Annotated in this window: 24 protein-coding genes and 1 pseudogene; 18 read left to right on the top strand and 7 right to left on the bottom strand. The window is 42.5% G+C overall.

Annotated features, from left to right (window positions below; all coding sequences use genetic code 11):
* The first annotated feature begins 276 nt into the window (after positions 1-276).
* The 11 genes from HWQ58_RS25660 to HWQ58_RS25610 all read left to right on the top strand — a co-directional run bounded on the left by HWQ58_RS25660 (position 277) and on the right by HWQ58_RS25610 (position 12,879).
* A complete protein-coding gene (locus HWQ58_RS25660; protein ID WP_292869042.1) occupies positions 277-1,026 on the top strand; it encodes an aspartate/glutamate racemase family protein in 750 nt (249 codons plus the stop codon).
* Between the two features lie 91 nt (positions 1,027-1,117).
* A complete protein-coding gene (locus HWQ58_RS25655) occupies positions 1,118-1,984 on the top strand; it encodes an HAD hydrolase family protein (protein WP_292869039.1) in 867 nt (288 codons plus the stop codon).
* 63 nt (positions 1,985-2,047) lie between these two features.
* Complete coding sequence (locus HWQ58_RS25650; protein WP_292869036.1) at positions 2,048-2,848, top strand: class I SAM-dependent methyltransferase; 801 nt, start codon at positions 2,048-2,050, stop codon at positions 2,846-2,848.
* A gap of 15 nt (positions 2,849-2,863) precedes the next feature.
* Positions 2,864-3,343, top strand: coding sequence for a GNAT family N-acetyltransferase (locus HWQ58_RS25645; protein ID WP_292869033.1), 480 nt, complete (start codon positions 2,864-2,866; stop codon positions 3,341-3,343).
* 649 nt (positions 3,344-3,992) lie between these two features.
* Positions 3,993-4,913, top strand: a complete 921-nt coding sequence (locus HWQ58_RS25640) for a formylglycine-generating enzyme family protein (RefSeq protein WP_292869030.1) — start codon at positions 3,993-3,995, stop codon at positions 4,911-4,913.
* Complete coding sequence (locus HWQ58_RS25635; protein ID WP_292869027.1) at positions 4,897-7,290, top strand: sulfatase-like hydrolase/transferase; 2,394 nt, start codon at positions 4,897-4,899, stop codon at positions 7,288-7,290. Before HWQ58_RS25640 ends, HWQ58_RS25635 begins: the two co-directional genes overlap by 17 nt.
* 334 nt (positions 7,291-7,624) lie before the next feature.
* On the top strand, positions 7,625-8,497 hold the full coding sequence (locus HWQ58_RS25630) for a bile acid:sodium symporter (protein WP_292774097.1): 873 nt from the start codon (positions 7,625-7,627) through the stop codon (positions 8,495-8,497).
* Between the two features lie 721 nt (positions 8,498-9,218).
* Entirely contained in the window at positions 9,219-10,955 is a 1,737-nt protein-coding gene (locus HWQ58_RS25625; protein WP_292869024.1) for an ABC transporter ATP-binding protein, read from the top strand.
* A 138-nt stretch (positions 10,956-11,093) separates the two neighbouring features.
* Positions 11,094-11,378, top strand: coding sequence for a hypothetical protein (locus HWQ58_RS25620; RefSeq protein ID WP_292869021.1), 285 nt, complete (start codon positions 11,094-11,096; stop codon positions 11,376-11,378).
* A 120-nt stretch (positions 11,379-11,498) separates the two neighbouring features.
* Positions 11,499-12,188, top strand: a complete 690-nt coding sequence (locus HWQ58_RS25615) for an SDR family NAD(P)-dependent oxidoreductase (RefSeq protein WP_292869018.1) — start codon at positions 11,499-11,501, stop codon at positions 12,186-12,188.
* Between the two features lie 259 nt (positions 12,189-12,447).
* Complete coding sequence (locus tag HWQ58_RS25610) at positions 12,448-12,879, top strand: VOC family protein (RefSeq protein WP_292869015.1); 432 nt, start codon at positions 12,448-12,450, stop codon at positions 12,877-12,879.
* A 918-nt stretch (positions 12,880-13,797) separates the two neighbouring features.
* On the opposite strand, the gene HWQ58_RS25605 is transcribed toward HWQ58_RS25610, so the two are convergent.
* Positions 13,798-16,131, bottom strand: coding sequence for an FAD/NAD(P)-binding protein (locus HWQ58_RS25605; protein ID WP_292869012.1), 2,334 nt, complete (start codon positions 16,129-16,131; stop codon positions 13,798-13,800).
* Positions 16,132-16,540: 409 nt separating this feature from the next.
* Here HWQ58_RS25605 and HWQ58_RS25600 point away from each other — a divergent pair, with 409 nt between their 5' ends.
* Positions 16,541-16,822 carry a DUF433 domain-containing protein gene (locus HWQ58_RS25600; RefSeq protein ID WP_292869009.1) on the top strand — a complete coding sequence of 94 codons (282 nt, stop codon included), beginning with the start codon at positions 16,541-16,543 and terminating at the stop codon, positions 16,820-16,822.
* A gap of 42 nt (positions 16,823-16,864) precedes the next feature.
* On the opposite strand, the gene HWQ58_RS25595 is transcribed toward HWQ58_RS25600, so the two are convergent.
* Genes HWQ58_RS25595 through HWQ58_RS25580 form a run of 4 tightly spaced genes read right to left on the bottom strand, consistent with a single transcriptional unit; the run spans position 16,865 to position 18,129 of the window.
* The gene (locus tag HWQ58_RS25595) at positions 16,865-17,191 is read right to left on the bottom strand and encodes a hypothetical protein (RefSeq protein WP_292869006.1); all 327 of its coding nucleotides are present in this window, start codon (positions 17,189-17,191) and stop codon (positions 16,865-16,867) included.
* A 3-nt stretch (positions 17,192-17,194) separates the two neighbouring features.
* Positions 17,195-17,458 carry a hypothetical protein gene (locus tag HWQ58_RS25590; protein WP_292869003.1) on the bottom strand — a complete coding sequence of 88 codons (264 nt, stop codon included), beginning with the start codon at positions 17,456-17,458 and terminating at the stop codon, positions 17,195-17,197.
* On the bottom strand, positions 17,451-17,615 hold the full coding sequence (locus HWQ58_RS25585) for a hypothetical protein (protein ID WP_292869000.1): 165 nt from the start codon (positions 17,613-17,615) through the stop codon (positions 17,451-17,453). Before HWQ58_RS25585 ends, HWQ58_RS25590 begins: the two co-directional genes overlap by 8 nt.
* Before the next feature lie 58 nt (positions 17,616-17,673).
* Positions 17,674-18,129 carry a hypothetical protein gene (locus HWQ58_RS25580; RefSeq protein WP_292868997.1) on the bottom strand — a complete coding sequence of 152 codons (456 nt, stop codon included), beginning with the start codon at positions 18,127-18,129 and terminating at the stop codon, positions 17,674-17,676.
* Positions 18,130-18,340: 211 nt separating this feature from the next.
* Between HWQ58_RS25580 and HWQ58_RS25575 the strand changes: the two genes are divergently transcribed.
* From HWQ58_RS25575 to HWQ58_RS25560, 4 genes are all read left to right on the top strand, one after another.
* Positions 18,341-18,997: a class I SAM-dependent methyltransferase family protein gene (locus HWQ58_RS25575; RefSeq protein ID WP_292868994.1), complete on the top strand. Its 657-nt coding sequence runs from the start codon at positions 18,341-18,343 to the stop codon at positions 18,995-18,997.
* Positions 18,998-19,000: 3 nt separating this feature from the next.
* A complete protein-coding gene (locus tag HWQ58_RS25570) occupies positions 19,001-20,224 on the top strand; it encodes a glutathione S-transferase family protein (RefSeq protein ID WP_292868991.1) in 1,224 nt (407 codons plus the stop codon).
* 106 nt (positions 20,225-20,330) lie between these two features.
* Complete coding sequence (locus HWQ58_RS25565) at positions 20,331-22,004, top strand: FAD-binding protein (RefSeq protein ID WP_292868988.1); 1,674 nt, start codon at positions 20,331-20,333, stop codon at positions 22,002-22,004.
* A gap of 12 nt (positions 22,005-22,016) precedes the next feature.
* Positions 22,017-22,358 (top strand): 4Fe-4S binding protein, encoded by a 342-nt coding sequence (locus HWQ58_RS25560; protein ID WP_292868985.1) that lies wholly within the window; start codon positions 22,017-22,019, stop codon positions 22,356-22,358.
* A gap of 245 nt (positions 22,359-22,603) precedes the next feature.
* On the opposite strand, the gene HWQ58_RS25555 is transcribed toward HWQ58_RS25560, so the two are convergent.
* A complete protein-coding gene (locus HWQ58_RS25555) occupies positions 22,604-23,626 on the bottom strand; it encodes a 2-oxoglutarate and iron-dependent oxygenase domain-containing protein (RefSeq protein ID WP_292868982.1) in 1,023 nt (340 codons plus the stop codon).
* Positions 23,627-24,342: 716 nt separating this feature from the next.
* Here HWQ58_RS25555 and HWQ58_RS25550 point away from each other — a divergent pair.
* Positions 24,343-25,428 (top strand): annotated as a pseudogene (locus HWQ58_RS25550) (aldo/keto reductase).
* On the opposite strand, the gene HWQ58_RS25545 reads toward HWQ58_RS25550, so the two are convergent.
* Positions 25,393-25,833, bottom strand: coding sequence for a hypothetical protein (locus HWQ58_RS25545; RefSeq protein WP_292868979.1), 441 nt, complete (start codon positions 25,831-25,833; stop codon positions 25,393-25,395). The pseudogene HWQ58_RS25550 and the gene HWQ58_RS25545 overlap by 36 nt on opposite strands.
* Positions 25,834-25,846: 13 nt before the next feature.
* Between HWQ58_RS25545 and HWQ58_RS25540 the strand changes: the two genes are divergently transcribed.
* A complete protein-coding gene (locus tag HWQ58_RS25540; protein WP_292868976.1) occupies positions 25,847-26,125 on the top strand; it encodes a hypothetical protein in 279 nt (92 codons plus the stop codon).
* The last annotated feature ends 189 nt before the right edge of the window (positions 26,126-26,314 follow it).

Here is a 26,314-nt window from a genome sequence, read left to right as displayed (position 1 = left end):
TGAAATCTTTTCCTTGTAATCATCGTGACATGCAGACTATTTGAGATTGCACAACCCCAACTAAAGCAATAAGACAGAAGCGAGATGTGTTGATTAGTGCAGTTAAATAATTGACTGGCAGGGATCTACATCAGTTAGATGATATATTACAGTTTGTCGGTCGATTTAGCGTATTTTAAATATTATATAGTCTTTATGAAAATATGCATACCTAATTATTAGTGTAACTAAATAAATATCTAGACATAATCAGGCTTGTCAAAAAGAGGTATTATTATGTACTCGAAAGCTGACTCTAGTAGGCAGATCCGTCTTGGCTTGCTAGTACCCGCAGGTAACACGACGTTTGAGCCTGACTTTCACTGTGCTTTTTCCAGTCAAGTCAGTATTCATAGCCATCGCGTGATTGCTCAACGCTCACATGCCTATGAGAACTATGAATCAATGGATGACATCAATGAAGAAGCTGTTAAGGAAGTAGAAAAATTAGCTAGAGCCGGGGTACATTTTGGAGCATACGGCTTCACAACAGCAACATTTTACCGAGGGCGAGTTTTTGCCGAACAACTACAACAACGTTTGACGCAGGTGCTAGGAGTACCTGTTGTTGTGCCTGCTTTAGCTCTATTAGAAGCGTTGATACATCTCAAGGTCAAGAAAATTTCTGTAGTCACCCCTTATCCAGGATGGAACAACCAAACCCTAAAAACATTTTTGAATGAAGCACCTTTTGAAATAGTGGGGTTTAAAGGTGATGAACGCCCAAAAGAAGTAGCGAAACAGAATTACCTTTGGTATCAGTCACCCGATGAAGCCGCAGCTTTCATCAAAGAGGTATCTCACAAAGGTGCAGATGCTATTGTGTTGCCCTGTACGGCATGGAGAACATTTGAAGTAATCGAAGAATTAGAAGCAGATTTAAATATTCCTGTAGTTACGGCAAATCAAGCCACAATATGGAGTTTATCAAAACACGCTTCTATTGAATTTGCACTTCGTCCGAGAGGAAAACTGTTTGATATTTAGTCAGAGACAAGCAAAGAACTAAGAGGACGTTTGAAAAGTTTTGGGCGAATATAATTTCGCTACTACATAAGAAAACTTAACGAATCTCAAGATGAACAATACAATCTATATTTCAGATTTAGATGGCACTCTGCTCACGAACAAAGCGGTTCTATCAGAGTTTAGTAAAAGAAAATTGCAGGAACTATTGGAGGAAGGACTGCTGTTTACAGTAGCTAGTGCCTGCAGTGTAGTTTCTATGCGTGTAGCCTTGCATGGCTTAAAACTACCTCTGCCAATTGTAGAGTTCAATGGAGCTTTTATTTCTGATTTAACTTCTGGTCGTCATGAGATTATCAACAGCATTGAGCCAGACATCGTTGATGATATATACCAGTTAATTGGTAGTTTTAAATGTGTTCCTTTTATTTCCAGTTTTAATGGTTCAGAAGATTGCTGTTATTACAACGAGATTATCAATGGAGGAATGCAGTGGTATCTTGATGACCGATTGTTTCATCAAGATAAACGATTGCGATCGCTCTTTGAATTGACCGATTCATTTCGCGACCAAATCGTTTGTATTACCATTATTAACCATACTGATATTATCTCTAAATTAGAAATCGCTATCCATGAAAGATATGGTGATAGAATAGAAACTTATCATTTTGAAAATAGTTATTCTCCTGGCTGGTACTGGCTAACAATTTATAGTCATAAAGCAACTAAAGCTCAAGCAATCCTTACTCTACAAGAAACCTATGGATTGAGTAGCAAGAAGTTGATTGTATTTGGGGATCATAACAATGATATTGAAATGTTTCGCATAGCCGATTGTGCGCTCGCTGTTGCCAATGCAACTGTAGAATTAAAACGCTACGCAACCCATGTAATTGATTCCAATCAAGCAGATAGTGTAGTGCGATATATCTCTCAGGATTGGAGTCAACAGAATACTCTGCCTAAGTTAGTGTAGATTACTTGGTTGCGTTTAAATTTAAACCTTTATTCTTTTCAGTCTTCCACACCCATCTGAGATATGAAAAAGTCCAACTACTATGACTATATTGCACAAATCTATGACCAAACACGCTGGCTAACAGAATCAGTTGCAGAGGAAGTCGCCGACTTTATTCTTAAGCTTACTTGTGCTACGCCTGAAACCTCTTTTTTAGAACCAGGTGTTGGCACAGGGTTAAATGTTATTCCTCTTGTCAAACGGGGTTATTCTGTGACAGGAATTGATGCTTCCCAAGAAATGCTTGATCAGTTCCGTCAAAAATTAAATGTCACTCCTTCTAATCTGAAACTGATTCACGGTGATGCTTCACAATTACCTTTTCCAGACAACAGTTTTGATGTTGTATTGACTGTCCACATGATCCATACTGTCTCTGATTGGAGAGTATTTTTAGACAACATTGATCAAGTACTGAAGTCTAGAGGCTTTTATCTCAATTGTCAGTGGATTACCCCACCAGCCAGACGAGAATTTGAAGGATATTTTCGAGATATACTATCTAAGTATGAAGGAACAAAGCAAAAATCACCAAGCATTAATATAGCAACAAACAAGATAGATGTAGAAGGATATTTACAACAAAAAGGTTACGTATCAAATTACTTCGTAGCTAAAGAATGGAGAGTTAGCAATACGGTTGAAGAGCTAATAAGTTTTTTCAAAGCACGAGCATACGGTTTATGTTGGCGAGTATCAGATGATATATTTCATCAATTAATAAATGAATTTGAAGAATTTTGTATCAATCATTATGGCTCTTTAAAAACTAATCTCTCCTCTGAGGCTAAGTTTGAAATATGGGTTTACAAAGCAATTTAAAACCTCACATAAATTATGGATATTTCAATACGCAGCGTTCAGCAAGATGAATTATCAGCACTGCTAGACCTGTACAAACATCTGAACCCAACGGATGCTCCCTTACCTGACGCATCAACTATTGAGAAAATATGGAACGAAATATTGAGCGATGGCGTTCCGCCCAGCGTAGCTGATCGCAAGATTAATTGCTTTGTAGCAGACTGGGAGGGAAACTTAATTGCCTCTTGTATTTTAGTGATCGTCCCTAATCTGACGCGAGGCGCTCGTCCCTATGGACTAATTGAGAATGTAATTACTCATCCCGATTATCGTCGCCAAGGTGTAGGAAAGTCCCTGATGCATCATGCGTTACAATCTGCATGGAGTCATAATTGTTACAAAGTAATGCTCCTAAGTGGAAGGCAAACCAAGGAAGTACTCCAGTTTTACGAAAAAACTGGGTTTAAGAAGTGTATCAAAACTGGTTTTGTGGCTACACCAATATCTCACTGAGGTGGTGTTAAGCTTTTTCGTAGCTAAATATATATAGTGCTTGACTTATGTTTTCACAAGATGTAATTTATCAATATTAGATAAAACATCGGTAAATTAATCGGTTTTTAGTAGTTTAGGAAATTCCAAATAAAAAAATAGCTCAAAAACTCTCTCCTTCTCATTTCTCTGTATCTCTGTGGTAGCCTGTGACGAGACGCTTTGCGAATGCGTCTACGTTTATTTGGGTAATTTATTTCAGATATTTATTGTAAATTAGCCTGAGTTTAGAGTTAACAGTTTATGCATAGTATCAAAGATTGAAAATTTTCTTAATATTTATTGTTATAAAATACAGATTTTTCGACAATAAATAATGTAATGCGAGAAATAGATTACCGAAAAATACAACGAAAAGGGGGATTGTTCATCTAAAATCCAAAATGATATAAATTTTCAGAAAAGTTGAAGCTTATTGATGAACTACAGGCATTCAATTATAAATAGCAAAAGTGAGAATATTAGAGATGAAAAAAAATATTGCTTTCTCACACTAATATTCATTCAGGGAATAGCGATCGCACTCTTATTCATCAATACAACCGCATTAGCAGCCACAGTCAATCCCTGTCCCCAAGGTATGGTGATGATTTCAGGAGGAACGTTCAAAATGGGGTCTGATAATTCCAGTTTTGTGGAAGAGCGATCGCCTGGAGATGTAACGGTGACTAACTTCTGTATTGATAAATATGAGGTAAAAAATGCACAATTTGGTGAATTTGTCAAATCTACAGGATATGTGACAGTTGCAGAGCGTCCCTTATCTCAAGAACAGTTTCCCGATTTACCCGATGAGCAGCGATTACCGGGTTCCTTAGTGTTTGAGATGGCAAAACCGGGTGTCAAGCAAGTTTCCTTTCTGAGTTGGTGGCATTGGACTACTGGTGCGAATTGGCAACATCCCTTTGGCCCAGACAGTGCGTTGGCGCAGCCCGCCGCAGGCATCGCTAGCAAATCCAACTACCCAGTTGTTCACATAGCTTACGAAGATGCCCTAGCCTACGCCAAATGGTCAGGAAAATCCTTACCTACCGAAGCCCAATGGGAATACGCCGCCCGTGGTGGCTTGGATGGTGCAACCTATGCTTGGGGCAATGAATATTCTGAACATAGAGCCAACACTTGGCAAGGAATTTTTCCCATTTTCAACACCAAAGCTGATGGTCACTTGGGCATTGCTCCCGTCGGTTCTTTTGCACCCAATGGTTATGGACTCTATGATATGACCGGCAATGTTTGGGAATGGACTACTGATTTTTTTCAAGTCGGACACGATCGCAAATCCCATCAAATTAATCCTATTGCCTTAAATCAAAGCTTTGATCCCAAAAAGCCCGATGAATCAAAGTTACACGTGATCAAGGGGGGATCATATCTCTGCGCTCCCAATTACTGTAGCCGCTTCCGTCCGGCGGCGCGGGAATCAGAATCACCGGATACGGGAACTACTCATATCGGGTTTCGGCTAGTTAAAAATTTGGTTTCCAGCACACTACCTTTGATGAAAAACAATAATGGCACAACTGACTGATCCTCACAAGAGAGATTCTTTGTATGCATCTCTCAAGTTAACTTCTGGTGCGATCGCCTTTTTGACAGCCCTGACGCTAATATTTTCTAGTCTCTTACCTCTACCTGCTTGGGCGGACTATGGCGACAAATTGCCGTTACCCCAACCATCTTTTCAAGGCAAAATTGGCATTACTTACAAAGAATCCGAACCAGACTTCCCCAAACCCATTAAGGCTCCAGAAAATGCACCAAACGTTTTGCTGGTGTTGCTTGATGATGTCGGTTTTGGACAAACCAGCACCTTTGGCGGTCTGATCGATACGCCTAATTTAGACCGTCTAGCAGAAAGGGGATTGCGTTATAACCAATTCCACACTACAGCACTCTGCTCTCCTACCAGAGCCGCATTGCTCACGGGACGCAACCATCATTCTGTGAGTACAGGTGTGGTTACGGAGTTAGCCACAGGGTATCCAGGTTATACTGCGATTTTACCTAGAAGTGCGGCAACGATCGCTGAAGTATTGCGAGACTATGGATATAACACGGCGGCCTTTGGCAAATGGCACAATACCCCAGACTATGAAACCAGTGCAGCAGGCCCATTTGATCGCTGGCCGACAGGTTTAGGTTTTGAGTACTTCTATGGATTTCTGGGCGGTGATACCAATCAATGGAGTCCAGCCTTGGTGGAAAATACCCAACATATTCAGAAACCAAGCGATCGCCCTGATTATCACCTTACCCCTGATCTAGCAGACCATGCGATTAAGTGGATTCGCACCCAACAAGCGATCGCTCCAGATAAACCCTTCTTTACCTACTTTGCCACTGGCGCAACCCATGCCCCACACCATGCGCCCAAGGAATGGATCGACAAGTACAAGGGTAAATTTGATCGAGGTTGGGATAAATTACGCGAAGACATCTTTGCTTGTCAGCTAGCCTTGGGTGTAATTCCCGCCGATACTAAGCTGACTCCTCGCCCGACGGAACTCCCGGCTTGGGATTCCCTCACTCCCACCGAGCAGAAAGTTTATGCGCGTCAGGCGGAAGTATTTGCAGGTTTCCTCAGCCATACCGATGCACAAATTGGTAGAGTCATTGACACGATCAATCAACTGGGTGAATTGGATAACACCTTAGTCTTTTTCATCGCCGGCGATAATGGTGCGAGTGCTGAAGGCGGCTTAACAGGTAGTATCAATGAATTAAAAGTCTTTAATGGCGTAGCAGAAAGTCCTCAAGAAATTCTCGCGGCTTTAGATGATTTAGGTGGGCCAAAAACCTTCAATCATTTTCATGCAGCTTGGGCTTGGGCAGTGGATAGCCCCTTCCAATGGACAAAACAAATTGCTTCTCACTTCGGCGGAACCCGCAATGGTTTAGTTGTGGCTTGGGGCGATCGCATCAAAAATCGTGGTGGACTGCGGAGCCAATTCCATCATGTAATTGATATTGCGCCTACAATTCTGGAAGCTGTGGGGATTGAAGAACCAGAGGTTGTCAACGGTGTAAAACAACAACCCATCGAAGGTACTAGCCTTGTCTATAGCTTTGATAATCCTGCTGTACCATCCGATCACAAAACCCAGTATTTTGAGATGTTTGGCAATCGTGGCATTTACGATCAAGGTTGGGTAGCAGCCGCCCGTCATGGACGCTTACCTTGGGAGCGTGTCTCCAAAACCACCTTTGATGAAGATAATTGGGAACTATACGATATTACCAAAGACTTCAGTGAAGCCAACGATTTAGCAAAGCAGAACCCTGACAAGTTAGCGCAACTACAAAATCTATTTCTGAAGGAAGCAAAGAAATATAAAGTTTTACCCTTGGACGATCGCTTACTTCAACGGTTTGATGTCAAAATCCGTTCCAACCTAATCACAGGACGCAATAGCTTTACTTATTACACATCTGTTGCAGGGATTCCCGAAGGTAGCGCTCCCAATATTAAGAATCGCTCCTTTAGCATCACTGCCGATGTGGATGCTGCTTCATCTGGTACTGAAGGCGTTTTAGTCACCCAAGGCGGACGTTTTGCGGGTTGGAGTTTCTTTTTGAAAGAAGGTAAACCTACCTTTGCTTACAACTTATTAAATAGCGATCGCACAATCATTCAATCTTCTCAACCAATTGCGATCGGCAAATCCCAAATCAAATTTGACTTTACTTATGATGGTGGCGCTCCGGGAGCAGGTGGTACTGGTAAGCTCTTGATTAATGATCAACAGGTTGCCGAAGGCCGCATTGATAAAACTGTAGGCTACCGATTTGGTTTAGATGAAACCTTTGATGTTGGTCAAGATACTGGCACACCTGCGGTAGATACTTACCAAACACCTTTTGCATTCACCGGCAACTTACAGCAAGTTACCCTGGAATTGAAGTAATAGGGGCTGGGGATTGGGGACTGGGGACTGGGGATTGGGCATTGGGCATTGGGCATTGGTTATTCTCCTGCGCCCCTCTGCTCCTTTGCCATTGGTGTCAACTTAACGCGAAACCCTTGTAAAGACGTGATATTCAGTTTTCTCACTTACGATCGCGATCCGTGTCACCCCACCCCGGTTTTGTCTAAAGCCAAAACCGCCCCTCCCCTTACCAAGGGGAGGGGTTGGGGGTGGGGTAAAACGTATACTGGGTAAACATTTGAGCTTAAGTTGACACCAATGCTCCTCCGCTCGCCCCTACGCTCCTCTGCTCCTTTGCGTGAGATAAAAAATCATGAACGAAATCTTGTCACTAATCGACAAACTCGCACTTTTCACATTTATCGTGTTCACCATGCTGGGTGCAGGGTTAAGTCTAACTGTACAACAGATTTGGGAACCACTCCGCAACCTTCGCTTAGTCATATCATCGCTGCTGACAAATTTTGTGCTGGTGCCACTTTTTGTATATTTACTATTGCAAGTAGTACATTTAAGTGAACCACTCAGAGATGGCTTACTGATCATGGCAGTAGCATCAGGGCCTCCAGCACTACCTAAACTTGCCCACATAGTCAAAGGCAATATAGCTTTCTCGGTGGGATTAATGATGTTGCTAATGCTGGGCACAATTTTTTATATGCCGATTGTACTGCCCTTAGTGGTGGAAGGTGTACAAATTAACTCCTGGGACATTGCCAAACCCTTATTGTTAATGATGGTCAGCCCATTGATCATTGGGTTATTCATCAAAGCAAAATTGAGTGCGATCGCCCCCATTATCCAGCCGATTTTGTTCAAATTATCTAATGCTGGATTACTTTTAGGTCTGGTTGTCAGGCTGATAGTTCACACTAACGATATCATTGGCTTATTACAAACAGGTGCAATCTTAGTTTGTGCTGTTTTCATAGTCTTCTCTTTTAGCGTAGGTTATCTTTTGGGCGGCCCTGGTATCGATACCCAACGAGTGCTAGGAGTAGGAACAGCTCAACGTAATTTTGCCGCAGCATTATTAGTAGCTACAAGTAATTTTGAAGATCCCAGCGTAGTCAGCATCATCATGGTGACGAGTATTTTAATGATGATTGTAGTTCTGATCGCCGGGCCAAAGTTCATAGAATTAGACCAAGGAACGGGTGTAGAGATAGAGCAGGTAGAGGGTTGAAATTCTCCTAACTGACTTGACCTCTAATAATCTGCGTGTTACTGTATACTACACAAGATTGAAATTCTTTAGGAGGCGCAAAGATGACAGCTTTCATCTACAAAATGTATGAGCTGACCAATGCTGCTCCATGTAGTGTGGCCTGCTCGCTTGTGGAGTGAGCCTTTTAACCAAAAGAGTGCCTTCAGGTCGTGTGAACGGTCGCTGAACTATTTGAGGTACCTGTGAGCATCCGGTAATTGTATCGGTTTCGTAGCTCTCTAGTTGTCTTCCCGTCGCTGTGTATATCGCAGTGGCTAGTGGTTAGACCCTTGCTACATATCGATGTATGAGTGTATTGCCTCCAATAGTGATTATGGAATAGGTGTGTAGCATTACGCTGTCGCAGAGTGCAATATAAATGCGTCAGTGCGTTTGTTCTACCGCTACTTGTTCATGCACTAGGAAGAAACATTTTCGGTCATGGGTGTACGCCACACTCGTGGCCGTTTAATTCATAAGAAATTATGCGGCTACAGGGATCTTTCGTCTGTGGTCGTTTTGTTTTGAGCGGCTAGGGAAGGGATACCCTACGCCGCTCATTGTTTTGGAGTCGTGAGTATCACATAGTCACTTTTTGATTTTTGATCACCTTAGCGAAAAAACTAACAAATTATATCAGCCTGATTTCGTTGTTTGTCCACCATTACAATGCAGCCTTAGCTGTTTGAGGAAAAACTTTATGGGTTCTCGAAACAAGAAATTCTTGTCGTATTACAAGCCATATCTAGGATTGCTTTTTGCAGATATCGTATGTGCATTTATTGTTTCAGTAATTACGTTGTTACTTCCCTTGTGTGCAAGATACATTACCAAAAATGTCTTGGAAGTAAATGCACCCAATGCGCTCGGTCAAATATATACAGTCGGCACAGTCATGCTCACTTTGGTTGTGGTTCATGCTTTGTGCAACACATTTGTTGACTATCGGGGACACATGATGGGAACCATGATGGAAAGTGATATGCGCCGTGACTTATTTGACCATTATCTAAAGCTATCGTTTCGTTTTTATGATCAACAAAAAACAGGTCAGTTGATGACCCGTATCACCAATGATTTGGAATCAATTAGTGAACTGTATCATCATGGTCCTGAAGATATTGTCATCGGGTTAGTGAAGTTTGTCGGTGCTTTTATTATTTTAATCACTGTTAACGTTAATCTGACTTTAATTGTCTTTCTTTTCTTTCCTATCATGATAGTTTATGCCATATATTTCAATAAAAAAATGAATATTGCCCTAAGAACAAGCAAGGAAAGAATTGGTGATATTAACGCACAAGTAGAAGACACGCTGGCAGGTATTAGGGTAGTACAATCGTTTACCAACGAGACAAGGGAAAAGAAGAAGTTTGCATACACAAACACCCGTTTTGTTGAGAGCAGACGAGACGGTTATAAGAGCGAAGCCTACTTTCATGAGGGGATGAATGTCTTTACGCAACTGATGACTATTGTAGTGATTGTCTTTGGTGGTGTTGCTATTGTAAATACTTCTTTGGGTTTAGCCGATTTAGTGACCTATTTGTTATATATTGGCATCCTCATTGATCCAATTCGGAGATTTGTTAACTTTGCCAGACTGTATCAAGAAGGTATCACTGGCTTTGACCGATTTATGCACATTATGCAGGTGGAGCCGGATATACAAGATTCAGCAGATGCGATCGAACTTAATCATGTTCAAGGAAATGTGGAATTAAAAGATGTAATCTTCAAGTATAAAGAAGACTATGACCATGTATTAAAGAACATCTCTTTGAGTATAAAAGCTGGCGAATATGTTGCCTTAGTGGGGGCTTCAGGTGTTGGTAAAACAACCCTATGTTCCTTAATTCCCCGCTTTTATGAAGTAAGCAATGGAGAAATACTACTCGATGGTGAAAATATTAAAGATATCAGCTTACGCTCATTACGAAAGAACATAGGTATTGTTCAACAAGATGTGTACTTGTTTGCTGGGACAGTTTTAGAAAATATTCGCTACGGTAAGCTTGAGGCAAGCCAGGAAGAAATCATTGAAGCAGCCAAAAAAGCGAATGCCCATGATTTTATTATGACATTACTGGATGGTTACAATACGGATATTGGTCAGCATGGCGTAAAATTATCAGGAGGCCAAAAGCAAAGGTTGAGTATTGCACGCGCTTTCTTAAAAAATCCACCCGTTATCATTTTTGATGAAGCGACGAGCAATCTAGATAATGAAAGTGAAAAGGCCATTCAAGATTCATTGGAGAAGTTAACCGATAACCGGACAACACTAGTTATAGCCCATCGTCTGTCAACAGTCAGAAACGCACAAAGAATTGTAGTGTTAACGGATAATGGAATTGATGAACAAGGAACGCATGAAGAGTTAATCGCGGTGAATGGTACTTACTCGAATTTGTACAATATGCAACTAAAAATATAAGATATCGTTTAAGGTACAGGCCCTAGCTGTCTAATTCGTATGAAAGAGCCTGAGACTCAAGCACACAGAGAAGTTCTTGATGTTGATGGACTAAACCTTGTATTGCGCTAACTGGATCATGATGAAGGCGATGTTTTTGTGAGTAATAAAAGAGCGCTAACTACAAAAATATCTCTGTTGCTCATTTTGACAAATCGAACTGCAAGTAATGTCTCAGGTCGAGCTATTAATAATTATCACTTTGAAAACATCGACCATGTGAAACAGTTCGCTTATGAAGAAGGGTTTAATATTAAAGAATATAGTATGCTCGAAGTGATGAATCAAATTACTTGTTTAAAGCCTTTAGAGATTGAGCCAGAGGTTGTTAAATCAATGTTGGCTATTGGCTCTACTTTTGTTTTAACCCTTTGCAATTCTTGATGTCTTTACTGGTTTTTTTGTATGTACCCTTGAAAAGGGGGAATGTCCTAACTGCTTTTGAAGTATTTCGTGACCGTTTGGTCAAATTATGGTTCAAATCACAAGGGAGAAATTGAGGGTATGACAAATATTGCATTGATTGTTGGGGCTGGTAGTGGACTCAGTGCTTCACTAGCCTGTTTATTGGCAAAAGAAGGCTTTACTATTGCTTTAGCAGCAAGGCAAATTGATAAGCTCAAAGCATTGTCTGATGAAATTGGAGCTGTCAGTTTTACTGCTGATGCTTCTCAACTAGATGAAGTTGAACAACTATTTACAGATGTCGAACAAAAACTAGGAGTACCAACATTGGTTGTGTATAATCCTAGCTGGCGCGTTCGGGGTTCATTTGTGGAACTTGACCCAGCCGATGTTGCCAAAACACTAGAAATTACTGCGTATGGTGGTTTTTTAGTAGCACAAGCGGCGGCAAAACGTCAGTTAGCTGTGGGTGGGGGAGCGATCTTTTTTACAGGTGCTTCCGCCAGTGTTAAGGGTTATCCTCAGTCTGCACCGTTTGCAATGGGTAAATTTGCTTTACGGGGTTTGGCTCAAAGCATTGCCCGTGAATTGGCTCCTCAGAATATCCATGTGGCGCATTTTGTGATTGATGGAGCAATTCGTTCTGCTACCCGGATAGAACCAGATAATCAACCAGATAGTTTACTCGATCCAGATGCGATCGCTCAAACTTACCTGAACATTCTGAGCCAACCTCGCAATGCTTGGACTTGGGAAGTGGAATTGCGACCTTGGGTGGAAAAATTTTAACCTAATGTGGTAATTTCCCTTCCTAAACCCAGTAGAGAGGGAATGCAAGGAACTGTGTTAGCGTCCACTATGTATGTAGCCTGCAAACTGGCAGTGGGGTTGGTAGTAATTGAAATTTACTTGCGTCCTGCCAAGAATTGTTCGGTTATAGTAAGGTTTTAATAGTTTTCAAAGACGTATAATACCCTTTGACATAGCCAATATTCGGTGATAGTTTCTGGAAAGACTCCAAGCCATTTAACCAGAAGGAACTTTCGTGATGTTTCGCCCAATCTTTCATCTTGCCTTCCCCGTCCAAGACCTCGAAGAGGCTAAAAAGTTTTATGTTACCACCTTCGGTGCTAGGGTCGGTCGTGTCCGTGACAAGTGGATCGACATATTTCTCTTTGAAGGCCAGATTACTTTACACGAACGACCTTCTGAGGTGTTATCGGCGAGAGAACATGGCGTGCGTCACTTCGGGGCGATTTTGGCGTGGCGTGATTGGGAGGCTCTTGCTCTTAGCCTTAATAAAATGAGGGTTCAGTTCAAGGTAAAGCCAAATGTTTATGGCGTGGGTACTAACGCAGAGCAAGCGAAGATGTTATTGAGTGATCCGAGCGGAAATGTGATCGAAGTAAAGGCATACAGAAATCCATCTGTCGCTTTGGAGATGGAAGACTTGGAAGAGTGTTCAGCAAGCACAGCCTAATTCGGCATTTATGTAGTAATCCCTCTCTAAAGAAACACTTTGCGTAAAGCTTATGTAATGTCGGTGGAAGGATAAGATTGCCGCGACTGGAACCATAATATTACTGATGTCAGAGGCGGGAATGTTGGGTTTCGTTCCTTAAACGCCAGTTGCTACAACGGGGGGAACCCCAACGCGAGTTGTTCATGGAGGAAACCCCCAAGACCACACTCGCTCCGCAACGCACTGGCTCCCCAACCTACAAAAAATAAAATTCCGACCCCTTTTTGCGGTGATGTGTACTAAAATCATCGCAAATATTTTTCTACCAGTCGTTCCTCTAATATATCTTGGACTTCAGGATCTGTAGGAGCAGATTTATCTGTTTTCAAGAATCCGCGCATTCGACTAATTAAAGCTGTCCGTTCTTGTTCTGCACGTAACTTACCCTTGATATAACTGCCAGGAATATAAACAGAAGCTTGTTCTGTCTGTGTTTGGTTTGTTTAAAGACTTAGTTCAGCTTGGAGTGATTCAACAATGAAATTTACCAGAGCTAGTCGCTCATTGGGCGACAAATTGAAAGCTTGTTCTTTAACTTCTTGGAGTGACATAGGCGTATGTTAACTAAACTAATATCTAACATTCTAGAACTATTGCTCAAAAGATATAATTTAACCCGAAAGCTAACAAGTTTCGACTAAGGTAGATTTATTACAAAAAGGCAGGAGTTAGGAGGCAGTTCTTGCAGGAGGTTAGGAGTATCAATTAAAACTTAAGTTGCAGGGTTTAAAGCCTAGTTTAAAGAAAGAATTATACACCAGACGCCCAGCGTCTCGCAGAGAAGTATAAAGCGTCCAAGATCAATCCCACTATGAGTAAGGGTGGGTTCCTCCTGCCTCCTGCCTTCGACCTCCTGCCTCCTGAATAGAATTCATCTTAGATATACATAGCAAAGTAATCATTGTAGATTTCTGTATTAGTCATGACTGTGAGTTCTATTTGTTTCTGTTCTTCATCTGTTGGCGAACTCGTAGCCTGGTCTAAGCTTTCTTGAGGAATAAAATCACCACAGTATTCATTCGCAGGTACAGCTGCATTCATCTTTTGGGGATAACTCAATTTGAGATTATTCATGATGGTAATGAATTGACTACAGCTGCGATCGCTAAATCTGGGATTAAGCCGCTTTTCTTCGCCAATGGTGGAAACTGTGCGTCCTTTATAGTCATGGGCAGGATATACCAAAGTATCATCTGGCAAGGTGAATAAGCGTTGTGTCACCACATCGTATAAAGTTCCAGGATCGCCTCCCTGAAAATCTGTGCGTCCACAACCACGAATAAATAAGGCATCACCAGTTAACAGATGGGTTTTGTTCACTAAATATGCTATGTGACTGGCGGTGTGACCTGGGGTGGAAATTGTTTCGATGATTACCGATCCCACCTCTAGGATTTCGCCACCGACAAGGGAGCGATCGGCTTTTGTCACAGCAGTATTCTGGGGAACGATCACCTGAGCGCCTGTTTGTTGCCTGAGTTTGCCTGCTCCTGTGATGTGATCGGCATGAAGGTGAGTTTCTAGACAGTAGCGTAGCTTTAATCCCAGTTCATCTAATGATTGCAAATCGCGGTCAACTTGCTCTAATACAGGATCGACTAGAACAGCATCTCCTGTCTGCTGATCGGCAATTAAATAAGTGTAACTACTAGTTTCAGGGTCAAAAAATTGCCGAAATAGGAAAGTTGACTGGGGTATCTCTGCACTGCGTAGGCGTAGCCCGTCGTAGACATCAGCTACGCTGGGCGGAACGCCATCGCTTAACAAAGGCATCATCGGAATAGTCCGCACACGCACTGGTAGTGACTGCAACAACGCCTTAGATAATTCCTGCGCCTGTCCCCGTAATTCTGGAACAGCAATACTTTCCCACAAGTCACCCTTGCGGGGAGTTCCCAAGGTATAAAGCAGCGTCGAAACATTACCGTCTGCTGCATATAAAGCACCGTGGGTATCTGTATCTAATCCTAAACCGATAGCATTGGGGCGAATTAAACCCTGCGATCGCAAATTAGTAATCAGAGGATGAGGCGATCGGCGATAATCTGCTGCTACCCCTGTACAATTCACCACCCGGCTGACGTGCAAGATATGATTAGTTTGGCTTTTGCGCTGGTGTATGGTCACTGCCACACCCTCCGGCAAAGCTTGATATTCCTGAATTCGCCCTGCGGTAATAGTGAGTTGAGCAGAATCCAGCATTTGGGTGACAACATCCGCCACTTTTGGGGCAATGCGGTGACGATGCACATCCCAATAGGGTGTAAGATGACGCAAAAAACGTTGCTGTTCGCCGAGCGGTAGTTTTTGCCAGATTTTCTGAATCATGGGACGCAGAGAATCAATTACTGCTCGCCAGTCGTAGCCTTGGGCAGCAGCAATTTCCACCTCGGCACGCAGCCGACGTAACCAGCCGCGTACACTTTTTGGTGAATTTTCTGGGGTCAAGAAGCAGGGATAAGGTTGAGCCGCTTGATGTTTGAGGGGAAATAATCCGCGTCGGGACACAGCATAAATTTTGCCGCGATGTTGGCGATCGCCCAGAGATAAAACCATATCCACCATCGTCAGTCCCGTACCAATCAGCAACACAGGTGCATCAGCATCAAGGTCTGCTAGGGCATCGGCTGACCAAGCATTTCGCAGATAACTTTCATCATTACTATTTGGGTTTTGAATGGCGGGGGGTGCAGAAGGTGAGTTCCCCAATGCCAACACAACTCTATCTGCGGCAAAACAGCGACCACTACGCAGAGAAATCATTGCACCTTTTCCTTCAGGCTGTACACCTACCACTTCATCGGTCAAGCGTTCTAGTCGCACATCACTAGGTGCTGTGGCTTCTGCTTCTGCCAAAACCGATTGAATGTATAAACCATAAACCTTACGAGGTATGAAGGTACTGACATTGACTTCTTGGGGCAAAAATGCTGTTAACTCATCGCGGTTGTGCTGAAGCCAACGTAACAAATGCCCCGGATCATGGGCAAATGCACTCACGTTGCCTGCCGATACATTCAGCAAATGACAATTGGTATCCGTGCTGTAGGCAATTCCCTTGCCAATTTGATTACTGCGCTCAATTAGCTTAATGGTGAGAGGTTGACTGGCAGTTTTCAATAGATGGGTAGCGACTAGAGAACCACTAAAACCTCCGCCAACAATAGTGATCGTGGTTGGAGTATGGGCAGTTAAAAAACTAGGGTTCATGGCGGTCTTAGTTAAAATAAATAGTTACGCCTGTTTCATAAAGTCTATCTACCGGGACTAAATGCATTTCCAACCCAGCTAAAAGAATTAAGACTTGATTTCTTATAAATTCTTATAATACCCTGATTTCAGGCATTAAATACATTTAATTGATAAATTAACCGTAGTTTGGGATTAGATGGAATCATCCCTGATCGGTAAACGAAATCAGCGATCGCCAAGATGAAATTAATGCTTATATTGAATGCGATCGCATCACAGCCAGCAGCAGGGGGAGAAAGAAAACTTCAATCTCACTCACAAGCTAGAACAAGGGTTGTGGCTACATGATAGGTTGGTCATGTGATACAACTTATCAACAGAATCGGTACAATTAATGTCTGGGAAAATTCTCAAGATATTTACAGTTATGGTTCAAGCAACAGAACATCTTTATATTGTCAAAGATGAACATATTTTAGGTGGTGAGCCAATTATCACGGGAACTCGCACATCTGTGAGAGCGATCGCCCAAACTTGGCGGATGGGTGTCTCTCCTGAAGAAATTCCCCAAGGTTTGCCTCACCTAACCCTGGCACAAGTGTTTGATGCGTTGAGTTATTACAGCGATCATCAAGATGAAATTAATGCTTATATTGAACCTAACCGAATCCCTGATGAATTGATTGATCCCTTGGTGCGAGATTTATGAGTAACTTGTTCATTCGCTAATTCACAGCGACTATATCCAGTCTTAATCCATTTCCTCTGTAGCCAACACCTCTATCAATTGCTTCAGATCCAGATACATTGTGCGATATGGATTAATAGGTGGTAGAGACTCAGTAGGATCAGCAAACTCAAATCCTAACTTAACGTAGAAGCCAGACGCATCATAAGTTGGCTCAACATCTGCATCGTAGAGTGCATCTACTGTAATGAATCTTACCCCAACAACAGGCACTACTTCCGTAATCACATAATCAATTGCCCATTCCGTCAGCCGCATTCCAAGCCCTTTTGTGCGTCGATCAACCGCAAGTAGCCCAATCTTAATAGCTGGAAAAGTACGATATTTCAAGCCTTATAGCGCCAAGAGCGCATCCTCCACTTGTAACTTATCCGCCAGAAGCGTAATATAGCCGGCTAGAGCATCTTCCACCCTCACCATCCAACATTGACACAGATAGGAATCTACTTCCCGTTGGATTCGCCCCTGTTTCCAATAAGTGACAAATTCTCCCCTAACACAGCGAAACCCTTGACCAAGTTGCCGCAGTTCAGGGGTTAGTAGCTCAATATCGAGTTTAGAAAAGTCAACTCCATCAAATTTACCGGAATTAGCCATTTTTCAGAGCTTTGCGGCGACGGCGAATGGCAAGGCGTTTAGCCAGGGCAAGCATCTGATCGTTAACCACAGCCCCGCCAGAGTCGATTGCTTCCAGCAGTTTCTTGGCGGCAATGCCTGAAACAGGCTTAGATTCTGTCTGGAGAGGATATTTCATGGTATGGCATATAGTTTTTGCACTTAAATTATAGCAAGTGAGAAGGCTATATCAGACGTTAAACAGCTGCAAGTCTTGATTGGAGAAGTTTCTGGAAAGCGAGAAGTCCGCCTTGAGTATCCCAATGTTCCTTAAACGTTGACAAATCCTCTAACTTCATAGCATTGCCGCCCTGGTAAGCAAGGACTGCTGGATAATCAAATATAGCATCTGCCTTGGCTGTTACAGGTGGGTTACTGCAATCAATCCCCCATAGCACCTCAACAATGCGGTAGATACTATAATCACCTTGCCACTCTTCACGTTCAGATTGGTGATCTAAAACTTTGACCAGATGTGTAACATACCCGTGTTGCCGAAGCAAGATCAAATCACTTCTTTGAGGTCGATTGGCATTGGCTTCATCGTCTTTCCACGCTAACTTGAATAGTTCAGAAACTTTGAATTCAGAGTAGGCATACCCACCATCAGCAGGTTTTACATTTTTAGTCCACTTGAGATTCTGCAAATTCATTTTTTCTTTTACCAGGTTAATCTTTATTTTATAGCTATTTATTATACAAGTAAGTACGTATCAATACTCTATCGAAGGTAATTATACGGAACAAGACTTGATTTTATATGAGTGTCTATGATAATCTGCCTTCATCTATAAATTACAGTTACTTGATAAACTAACCGTATTTTATGGTTGCATAGTGTGCATCAAATGGAAATCACCCCTTATGCCAAAAGATTGGTATGAATGGCACGACCTATACGACACTGAGCCAAAATTGCAGCAGCGTCTAGAAATCGTGCAGGAATATATTGCTTATAGCTTGAATGCCTCACCAGATGGCGCTATCCGAATAGTGAGTGTTTGTGCGGGTGATGGACGAGATTTACTAGGAACTTTAAAAAACCACCCCCGTGCGAAGGATGTTTCTGCACGACTGGTTGAAATAAATTCAAATCTAGTTGAGCGTGGACGAGCAAGTATAGAGTCTTTGGGTTTAGCCAAGCAAATTGAGTTTATCAATGGTGATGCAACTCTTGCCACTAACTATGTCGGAGCAGTACCAGCAGATATCGTGATTGTGTGTGGTGTCTTTGGCAATCTGGCACAGGAAGCTGAACTCAATCGCTTACTAGATAACCTGAGTTTTCTGAGTAAACCAGGTGCTTTTGTCATTTGGACTCGTGGACACTCCAACGGTATTCCCTTGTCTGACAATGTGCGGAAAATTTTAAGTGCATCTGGATTTGAGGAAGTTAACTTCAAACTCACTGCTACAGGAGACATGGGTGTAGGTCTTCATCGATACCTTGGTGAAAACTTACCTCAACCCAAAGAGCAGCAGTTATTTGTGTTTTCCGGCATTCCTAGTAAAGCGAGGTAAAAAATGTCTATTCAAAACACAGTGTCAACTTGGGAAGAAGTTTTAGAGAATGCTAGAAAAAATACCCCTGCGCGTAGGGTAAAGAGGACAGGACAATCTCCTTCTACTGCACCAATACCCAGCAGTTTACAGAAACTTGCCCCAAACACACAACTACCAGTCTTGCTTTATCGAGATACTAATTCTTGGTGTCCTTTCTGCGAACGAGTTTGGTTTGCTCTGGAAGAAAAGGAAATTCCCTTTGCAACGGAGTTTATTGATTTAAGTAATAAACCCAAATGGTACACTGACTTAGTTCCCACAACCCTTGTCCCAGCAGCAAAAATTGAGGGTAATTTAGTATATGAATCTAAAGATATTCTCTTGGCTTTAGAAGAAAGGTTTCCACATCCAGCATTATTGCCTGAGAATTCAGAGGAAAATGCTGTTGCTAGGCAGTTGGTTGAGGAAGCTGAGACTAACGGTTTTAGAGAGATTGCTTACAAATTCCTGAGAGAAGCACCTGTAGATGCTCATGAGTTGGCAAACTTACAAACAGCATTTGAGGCTAAGTTAGATGAACTTGAGCAAGCTTTGGCTAAATATCCCGGCCCTTACTTTGTAAGTACGTTTAGCTTAGTTGACATTCTGTATAGCCCCCATCTAGATAGATTGGCGGCTAATTTACCTGTATATCGGGGATATCACCTCAAAGGAAATCCTCGCTTTCCTCGAATTAATGCTTGGTTTGACACACTTAATCAGCGTCCTGCTTATCACAGAGTGAAATCGGATAATATCACCAACAATTTACTTTTGCGTCGCAGATGGGGTGTAGAACCGATTGGAAATCCTTTACCTCTGGATGTGGCAGATAGTGAGAAAATTCAATATCGCGCAGAAGCAGCTGAGAGATTGAGCGATAATCGGGAAGTTGCGATCGCAGATATTATCAGAAATTCTGGAGTCCAAGGTTTAGCTACAGATGGTGATTTTACCACAGTTAAGGACGCTGTTGATTTTCACCTGCGACAACTGGCTGATTATCTGATTCATGGCAATGGTGCAACTTTACCGGGTGGTCGGACTGGTGGTAAAAATAGTAGTGTTGATCCCATCTTCGCTGCTGTGGGGGCTATTACTTTGGCATATTTGAGAAATCGCATCTGCGCCCCCCGTGATATGAGTGCTGGTGCAGCAACGGCGTTTCGGGCTGCGATCGATAAATTGTTGACTTCTGTTTATTAATTTTGTGGGCGTTGCCTCATCAGAGACACAGCAAAAAGTCGGAGCGCTTCTGAATTCTGACTCCTGAATTCTGCCGTCCTGTAAAAACTTTATTGAGGAAAGGGAATTGCTAGCAGTCCATAGTGAAAATGAACTACAATTAACTGCTGATGTACTGGTAATTGGTGGTGGCCCTGCCGCTGCATGGGCAGCATGGGCAGCCGCATCCCAAGGAGTCAAAGTCATCATTGTTGATAAAGGTTTTCTGGGTACGAGTGGTGCGGCGGCAGCTAGTGGTAACGGCATCATGGCTCCTTCTCCAGAGAATTGGGACAAAGTTTTATCGGAGCGTTATCGTGTAGGAAAAAACCTCGCTAACTCACGTTGGATCGAGCGTGTTATCGAAAAAACTTGGCTGAGTTTGCCCCTAGTGGAAAGTTGGGGCTATCGTTTCCCTAAAGAAGATGGGGAATCTGTGCGTCAGAGTTATTATGGCCCTGAATATATGCGGGTACTTCGCAAAAACCTTTTGCGTGTTGGTGTGCAGATTTTTGATCAAAGTCCCGCTCTAGAGCTTTTATTGGCTGACGACGGCTCAGTAGCTGGAGCAAAAGGTGTGCAGAGGCAACATCATCGTACCTATACCGTTCGTGCTGGTGCAGTAGTCTTAGCAAATGGCGGTTGTGCATTCTTGAGTAAAGCATTAGGTTGCAATACCAATACAGGTGATGGACTGTTGATGGCAGTGGAAGCTGGTGGGGAACTTTCTAGTATGGAAGCTTCTAATCACTATGCCATTTCGACGGCTTTCAATGCGACTGTAACCAGGGGTGTTCCCTTTGGCTGGGCTAGTTATACCGATGAAGCAGGCAATGATCTTGGTGGCTATATCAATGGTCGTCGCGATCCATTGTTTCTCCCTAATGCCCTACTGAAAGGCCCCGTTTATGCTCGTTTGGATCGAGCCACGCCTGAAGTTAAAGCAGTGATTGAAAAGTCTCATTTTATCGCTTTTCTACCCTATACAAAAGCTGGTATTGACCCCTATACAGAACGAGTGCCTGTGACACTTGTTTTAGAAGGTACAGTCCGTGGTACAGGTGGAATCCGTTTGACCGATGATAGTTGCGGTACAAAGGTTCCTGGACTCTACGCCGCAGGTGATGCTGCATCGCGGGAATTTTTAGCCGGGTTAGCTTCTGGAGGTGGTGGCCCCAATGCTGCTTGGGCAATCTCTACAGGGCAATGGGCTGGAGTTGGGGCAGCGGACTTTGCTAAGAGTCTGGGCGCTCATGCAAATGAACGGGTTGCGCGTCCTGCTGGTAAAGTGGGATTGCGATCGCCTTTGGCGGGGCGTAGCCCATCATCACCCTCACCCACTTCTGAAACATTCGATAGTGAGGCGATCGTGCATGGTGTACAAGCCCAGATGTTCCCGTTGGAGAAGAATTACTTGCGTTCTGAGCAAGGACTTTTGGATTCTCTCGCTAAATTAGAAACGCTGTGGCAGCAAGTACAAGAAAACCCAAAACAAGATACAGTGCGCGATGTGGAATTTTCTCGTCGAGCAGCTGCTCTGACCGCTGTAGCACGATGGGCATATTTTAGCGCGTTACATCGGACGGAAACGCGCAGCGAACATATTCGTGTGGACTATCCCGAAACCGATCCAAATCAGCGTTATTACCAAGCAACAGGCGGCTTAGATAAGCTTTGGGTGAGGCGTGATTGGATTACGGATGCAATCGCTACACCACCAGTAGAAACCACTCAAACCACACCCTCTGTATCAAAATTGTAGCAGGAGCATGTCATGATCGAGCTTGTCAGCCATAAACTCTGTATCAATTGCAATTTGTGCGTCCAAGTGTGTCCTACCAATGTCTTTGACTCCGTACCCAACCAGCCACCTGCGATCGCCCGCAAGGAAGACTGTCAAACTTGTTTCATGTGTGAGGCTTATTGCCCTGCGGATGCACTGTATGTTGCGCCTGAATCTCATACCAACGTTGCAGTCAATGAGGATGATTTAATTGAAAGTGGCATCATGGGTGAATATCGTAACCTCTTAGGTTGGGGATATGGCAAAAAAAACAATAGTGAATTGGATACGGCTCATAAACTGCGCCAACTACCGCGTCCTTATCAAAGTTAATTTGGGTGTTTGGGAACTGGGTTTTTATTCAGCACTTTCAAGCACTTTTTGACCAAGCCCCTTCGAGGCGGGTGTAGGGGTGTAGGGTAATTAGCCCCTTATGGAGGGTACAAGAAAGAGTTTTTAAACATGGAATAAAGTTAAAGATGTATTTCGAGATACGTAGTACGAGAAATACGGCGTCCTTGCATCAAGCCCCTCAATTTATTGATGGGGTTCCCTTACACCCCTACACCCTTACACCCTTACACCCCTAATTTTTGACGTAGTTCTGGAAATACTTTGGAGACTTTATTCAAGAGATATTCGCCATAAGTTCCGCGAAATTCGTGAACACTGGCTTTATCCCAGCGATCGCTTTTATCATCGTTTACTACTACATCCTTCAGTTCAATGGGTTTGACTTCAACGTTGAAGTTGGGATCAAAGAAGAACGGGAACGAAAGGCGATGACTTGTTGATAGGTTGTGAACGCGGTGGGGTGTTGAGCGATACAGTCCTTGTGTCATGCGATCAAGCATATCCCCAATATTGCATACGAATGAACCAGGAATAGGAGGTGCATCTATCCAACCAGACTTTGATTTGACTTGTAATCCACCGACATTATCTTGCTTGAGAATAGTTAATACACCATAATCAGTATGTTCGCCAACGCCCCATTTAGATTTAGATAATGATGAATTAGGAGGGTAATTGAAAATCCGAAATAATATCAATGGATCTTTTGTATAACGGTCTGCAAAGTAGGATTCTTCTAATCCCAAACTCAGAGCAATACCAGCCATTAAGGTATGTCCGAGTTTGGTCATTGAGTCTATATAATCCAGCACTGTTTCCCTAAATTGGGGAATGTTGGATGGAAAAAGATTGCGACCGTGCATTGGTGTACCAGCTTTCACAAGTGGGTGGTCTTCTTCTAATTCTGTACCGAAGTAAATACCTTCTTTTAAGTCCGGTTTACCTGATGTCAACTCATTGCCCACGGGGAAATATCCTCGCCATGCTTTACCACCAAGAGCCATACGAATCTTCAGTTTTGTTTCTACATCCTGCGCGAAAAACTGTTGGCTGAGATGTTCTAGTTGCTCTTGTAGTTGTTCATCAACTCCATGTGCGATGATATAGAAGAAACCGTAATCATGGAGAGCTTGTCTGATTTGGTCTGAAACTATATCAGAAGAGTTGTTGGTTTGACAAATCAGCGCACTAATATCAATGACGGGAACTTTTGAAAACTCTTTATCCACAACTTGCAAGATTGTCATACTTAGGTTCTCCTAGTTGTGCGTAGACTAATAACTAGGCTACACAGAAAATTATATCGATAATCATAATGTTGGGTATGGCGATCGCTAACTTTAGTCAGGTGTATAGTTCAAGTTTTTTCTCATAAGGATTAACCCAAGATTTAAAAATATTAAAAATTAGTTTTTGTAATTACATCAACATAAGACCTCTTGCATAATTATTTTGTGGTATGATTAAGGGTTTTAGAAAAAATCCAGAACAGAATCTATACAGAGAACTTTTGTTACCTAATTGGGATGTCTGATAAAGATAGAAAGCAAATTTTTCAAGTATTCTATCGTACCATAATTTATTTTTGCAAGAGGTCTATAGTACCAAGAGCAATACGTGATACTTTTAATCCACTTTTTCCAAGGTTTACGTATGTCAGAAGTTTTTAGGGATTGGGGCATGGGGTTAGAGAGTTTGAAATTTTACGTAATCTATATTTTTGATTTCCTAATTTTCTGTTCCCTATTTCTCATTTATATGCAATTCTTAATCTTATAGTCATTAACTCCGGTAACTCGATTGGTATATAGTAATTTAAATCCTAGCTGTTGCAAAGTAATGCTCATAGCTTTGCAATACTCTAGGCAGATCAAGTGTACGAGAAAAGTGCAAAGCCTCTGGTAACAACATTCTACTGATTCATTAACAATTAGCTAACACCACAGCCTCTGAGGACGCACCGATGAAGCCAATTGCACCTCCCAACTGGCTGTATAAATGTCACAACGTTATTAAGTATCCTAACAAAAGTAGAGCAGACAGTATGATCAAATATGTAAATCTTGGCAAAACTGGACTCAAAGTATCGCGTGTCACCCTCGGCACGATGACTTATGGCTCCCGTAAATTGCGCCAATGGGTATTAGAAGAAGAAGAAAGTCGCCCATTTATAAAACTGGCTTTGGAATTGGGGATTAACTTCTTTGATACCGCCGATGTCTATTCCTTGGGCGCTAGTGAAGAAATTGTCGGGCGAGCGCTCAAAGACTTTGCAAACAGAGATCAGGTTGTTATTGCTACCAAAGTACATGGTAAAGTCGGTGATGGTCCAAATGATCGAGGACTATCTCGCAAACATATTTTTGATAGCATTGATGCTTCTTTGCGGCGACTACAGAGCGATTATGTAGACTTATACCAAATTCACCGTTGGGACTATGAGACACCAATCGAAGAAACCCTAGAAGCACTTCATGATCTTGTGAAAGCAGGTAAAGTCCGTTACCTGGGGATTTCTAGTGTTTAGGCGTGGCAGTTTGCCAAAGCCCTTTATACAGCAGACATTCACGGCTGGACTCGCTTTGTATCAATTCAAAATCACTACAACCTAGTCTATCGAGAAGAAGAACGAGAAGTGATACCTCTAGCCCGAGATCAAGGGATTGGTATTATTCCTTGGAGTCCCCTGGCGCGGGGCTTTTTGTCAGGGAATCGCAGCAAGTCAGACTATGGGCAAACACTACGCGCAAAAACTGACGAATTCGCTCACAATCTCTACTATCAAGATTCTGATTTTCAAGTAGTTGAGCGCGTAGTTGAATTAGCTACAAAACGAGGGGTTAAACCCACACAAATTGCTCTAGCTTGGCTATTGCATCAACCAGGTGTAACATCTCCCATAATAGGGGCTAGCAAGATCGAACATCTCAAAGAGGCTGTCGAGGCGGTGGATTTAGAACTGTCTGATCAAGAGCGCAAATTCCTAGAAGAACCTTACACACCCCATCCCATTTTAGGGCATGAGTACCCTTTTGGAAATCGCCCATAGAGCAACTAAGTACTTGACCAATCCTTGCATTGCAATGTGCAGCGTCGTTTTTCCGTCTTGTTCAATGAAGAGGGTGTAGGGGATAGGGTGTAGGGTGTAGGGTGTAGGAACCCCATAATTAAAATCAGGGGTTTCAAACATGGACGCTAATTTTATCGCACTACGTGTCTCAAAAATCTTCTTTTTTCTTTTTCCATATTTAAAAATAGGGGCTTGTACCTGTTGGGTGTGGGAGAACGTTCTTTCCCTACACCCCACACCCTTTTTAGTCAGGGTAAGCGTATTCAGGTGGTCGCTGTTGAGAACTGGTTCGTAGCGTTCGGTAGCAATCAATCGTTGCGGCGGCACAATTTCACGGTACTCTCCTGAAAATGCGTGTTCAGTGTCGTTACCGGAGTCATGCAAGACATAGCGCCAAGTGCCACAGGTCGATTTCGCAAACGGTCATTGTCATACTGCTGCAATCCCCAAATCAGCGTTTAACGTGTTTGGGCTGAGTCCATGCCTCGAAGACGAGTTTGCGTGGGGCATTAAAGACGCGAGTTACGACGCTTTCCCTAACCGATGGCAATGTCAATCACAACCTATGAGCGATCGCGTTTCTTTTCCTCTGCTTGCAATTGTTGTAAATACTCATCCAGGCGATCAAAACTCTGCTCCCAGAATTGACGATATTGTGTATACTTTTCAAATTTAAAAATAAATTATACATTTTAATCCGGTTAATTGATAGATTTAGTGTATATTCAAATCAATAAGACTATGATGACCTAAATCTAAGGTGCTATAAGCGTTAAATAAGATACTTATAAAAGTATTAGTAAAAAATTAAATTCCTTAGTTAAATCATAAAACAGAAAACAAGCTACAGAGAGACAACGTGCCT

The organism is Nostoc sp. LPT (assembly GCF_017115165.1).
Taxonomy (GTDB): Bacteria; Cyanobacteriota; Cyanobacteriia; order Cyanobacteriales; family Nostocaceae; genus Nostoc.
This window is presented reverse-complemented; position numbering and strand designations above follow the sequence as displayed.

What these genes read in the sequence shown, in the direction of transcription:
- HWQ58_RS25660 (WP_292869042.1), top strand. Translation starts at nt 277, where the DNA reads ATGTACTCGAAAGCTGACTCTAGTAGGCAGATCCGTCTTGGCTTGCTA.
- HWQ58_RS25655 (WP_292869039.1), top strand. Translation starts at nt 1,118, where the DNA reads ATGAACAATACAATCTATATTTCAGATTTAGATGGCACTCTGCTCACG.
- HWQ58_RS25650 (WP_292869036.1), top strand. Translation starts at nt 2,048, where the DNA reads ATGAAAAAGTCCAACTACTATGACTATATTGCACAAATCTATGACCAA.
- HWQ58_RS25645 (WP_292869033.1), top strand. Translation starts at nt 2,864, where the DNA reads ATGGATATTTCAATACGCAGCGTTCAGCAAGATGAATTATCAGCACTG.
- HWQ58_RS25640 (WP_292869030.1), top strand. Translation starts at nt 3,993, where the DNA reads ATGGGGTCTGATAATTCCAGTTTTGTGGAAGAGCGATCGCCTGGAGAT.
- HWQ58_RS25635 (WP_292869027.1), top strand. Translation starts at nt 4,897, where the DNA reads ATGGCACAACTGACTGATCCTCACAAGAGAGATTCTTTGTATGCATCT.
- HWQ58_RS25630 (WP_292774097.1), top strand. Translation starts at nt 7,625, where the DNA reads ATGAACGAAATCTTGTCACTAATCGACAAACTCGCACTTTTCACATTT.
- HWQ58_RS25625 (WP_292869024.1), top strand. Translation starts at nt 9,219, where the DNA reads ATGGGTTCTCGAAACAAGAAATTCTTGTCGTATTACAAGCCATATCTA.
- HWQ58_RS25615 (WP_292869018.1), top strand. Translation starts at nt 11,499, where the DNA reads ATGACAAATATTGCATTGATTGTTGGGGCTGGTAGTGGACTCAGTGCT.
- HWQ58_RS25610 (WP_292869015.1), top strand. Translation starts at nt 12,448, where the DNA reads ATGTTTCGCCCAATCTTTCATCTTGCCTTCCCCGTCCAAGACCTCGAA.
- HWQ58_RS25605 (WP_292869012.1), bottom strand. Translation starts at nt 16,131, where the DNA reads ATGAACCCTAGTTTTTTAACTGCCCATACTCCAACCACGATCACTATT.
- HWQ58_RS25600 (WP_292869009.1), top strand. Translation starts at nt 16,541, where the DNA reads ATGGTTCAAGCAACAGAACATCTTTATATTGTCAAAGATGAACATATT.
- HWQ58_RS25590 (WP_292869003.1), bottom strand. Translation starts at nt 17,458, where the DNA reads ATGGCTAATTCCGGTAAATTTGATGGAGTTGACTTTTCTAAACTCGAT.
- HWQ58_RS25585 (WP_292869000.1), bottom strand. Translation starts at nt 17,615, where the DNA reads ATGAAATATCCTCTCCAGACAGAATCTAAGCCTGTTTCAGGCATTGCC.
- HWQ58_RS25580 (WP_292868997.1), bottom strand. Translation starts at nt 18,129, where the DNA reads ATGAATTTGCAGAATCTCAAGTGGACTAAAAATGTAAAACCTGCTGAT.
- HWQ58_RS25575 (WP_292868994.1), top strand. Translation starts at nt 18,341, where the DNA reads ATGCCAAAAGATTGGTATGAATGGCACGACCTATACGACACTGAGCCA.
- HWQ58_RS25570 (WP_292868991.1), top strand. Translation starts at nt 19,001, where the DNA reads ATGTCTATTCAAAACACAGTGTCAACTTGGGAAGAAGTTTTAGAGAAT.
- HWQ58_RS25560 (WP_292868985.1), top strand. Translation starts at nt 22,017, where the DNA reads ATGATCGAGCTTGTCAGCCATAAACTCTGTATCAATTGCAATTTGTGC.
- HWQ58_RS25555 (WP_292868982.1), bottom strand. Translation starts at nt 23,626, where the DNA reads ATGACAATCTTGCAAGTTGTGGATAAAGAGTTTTCAAAAGTTCCCGTC.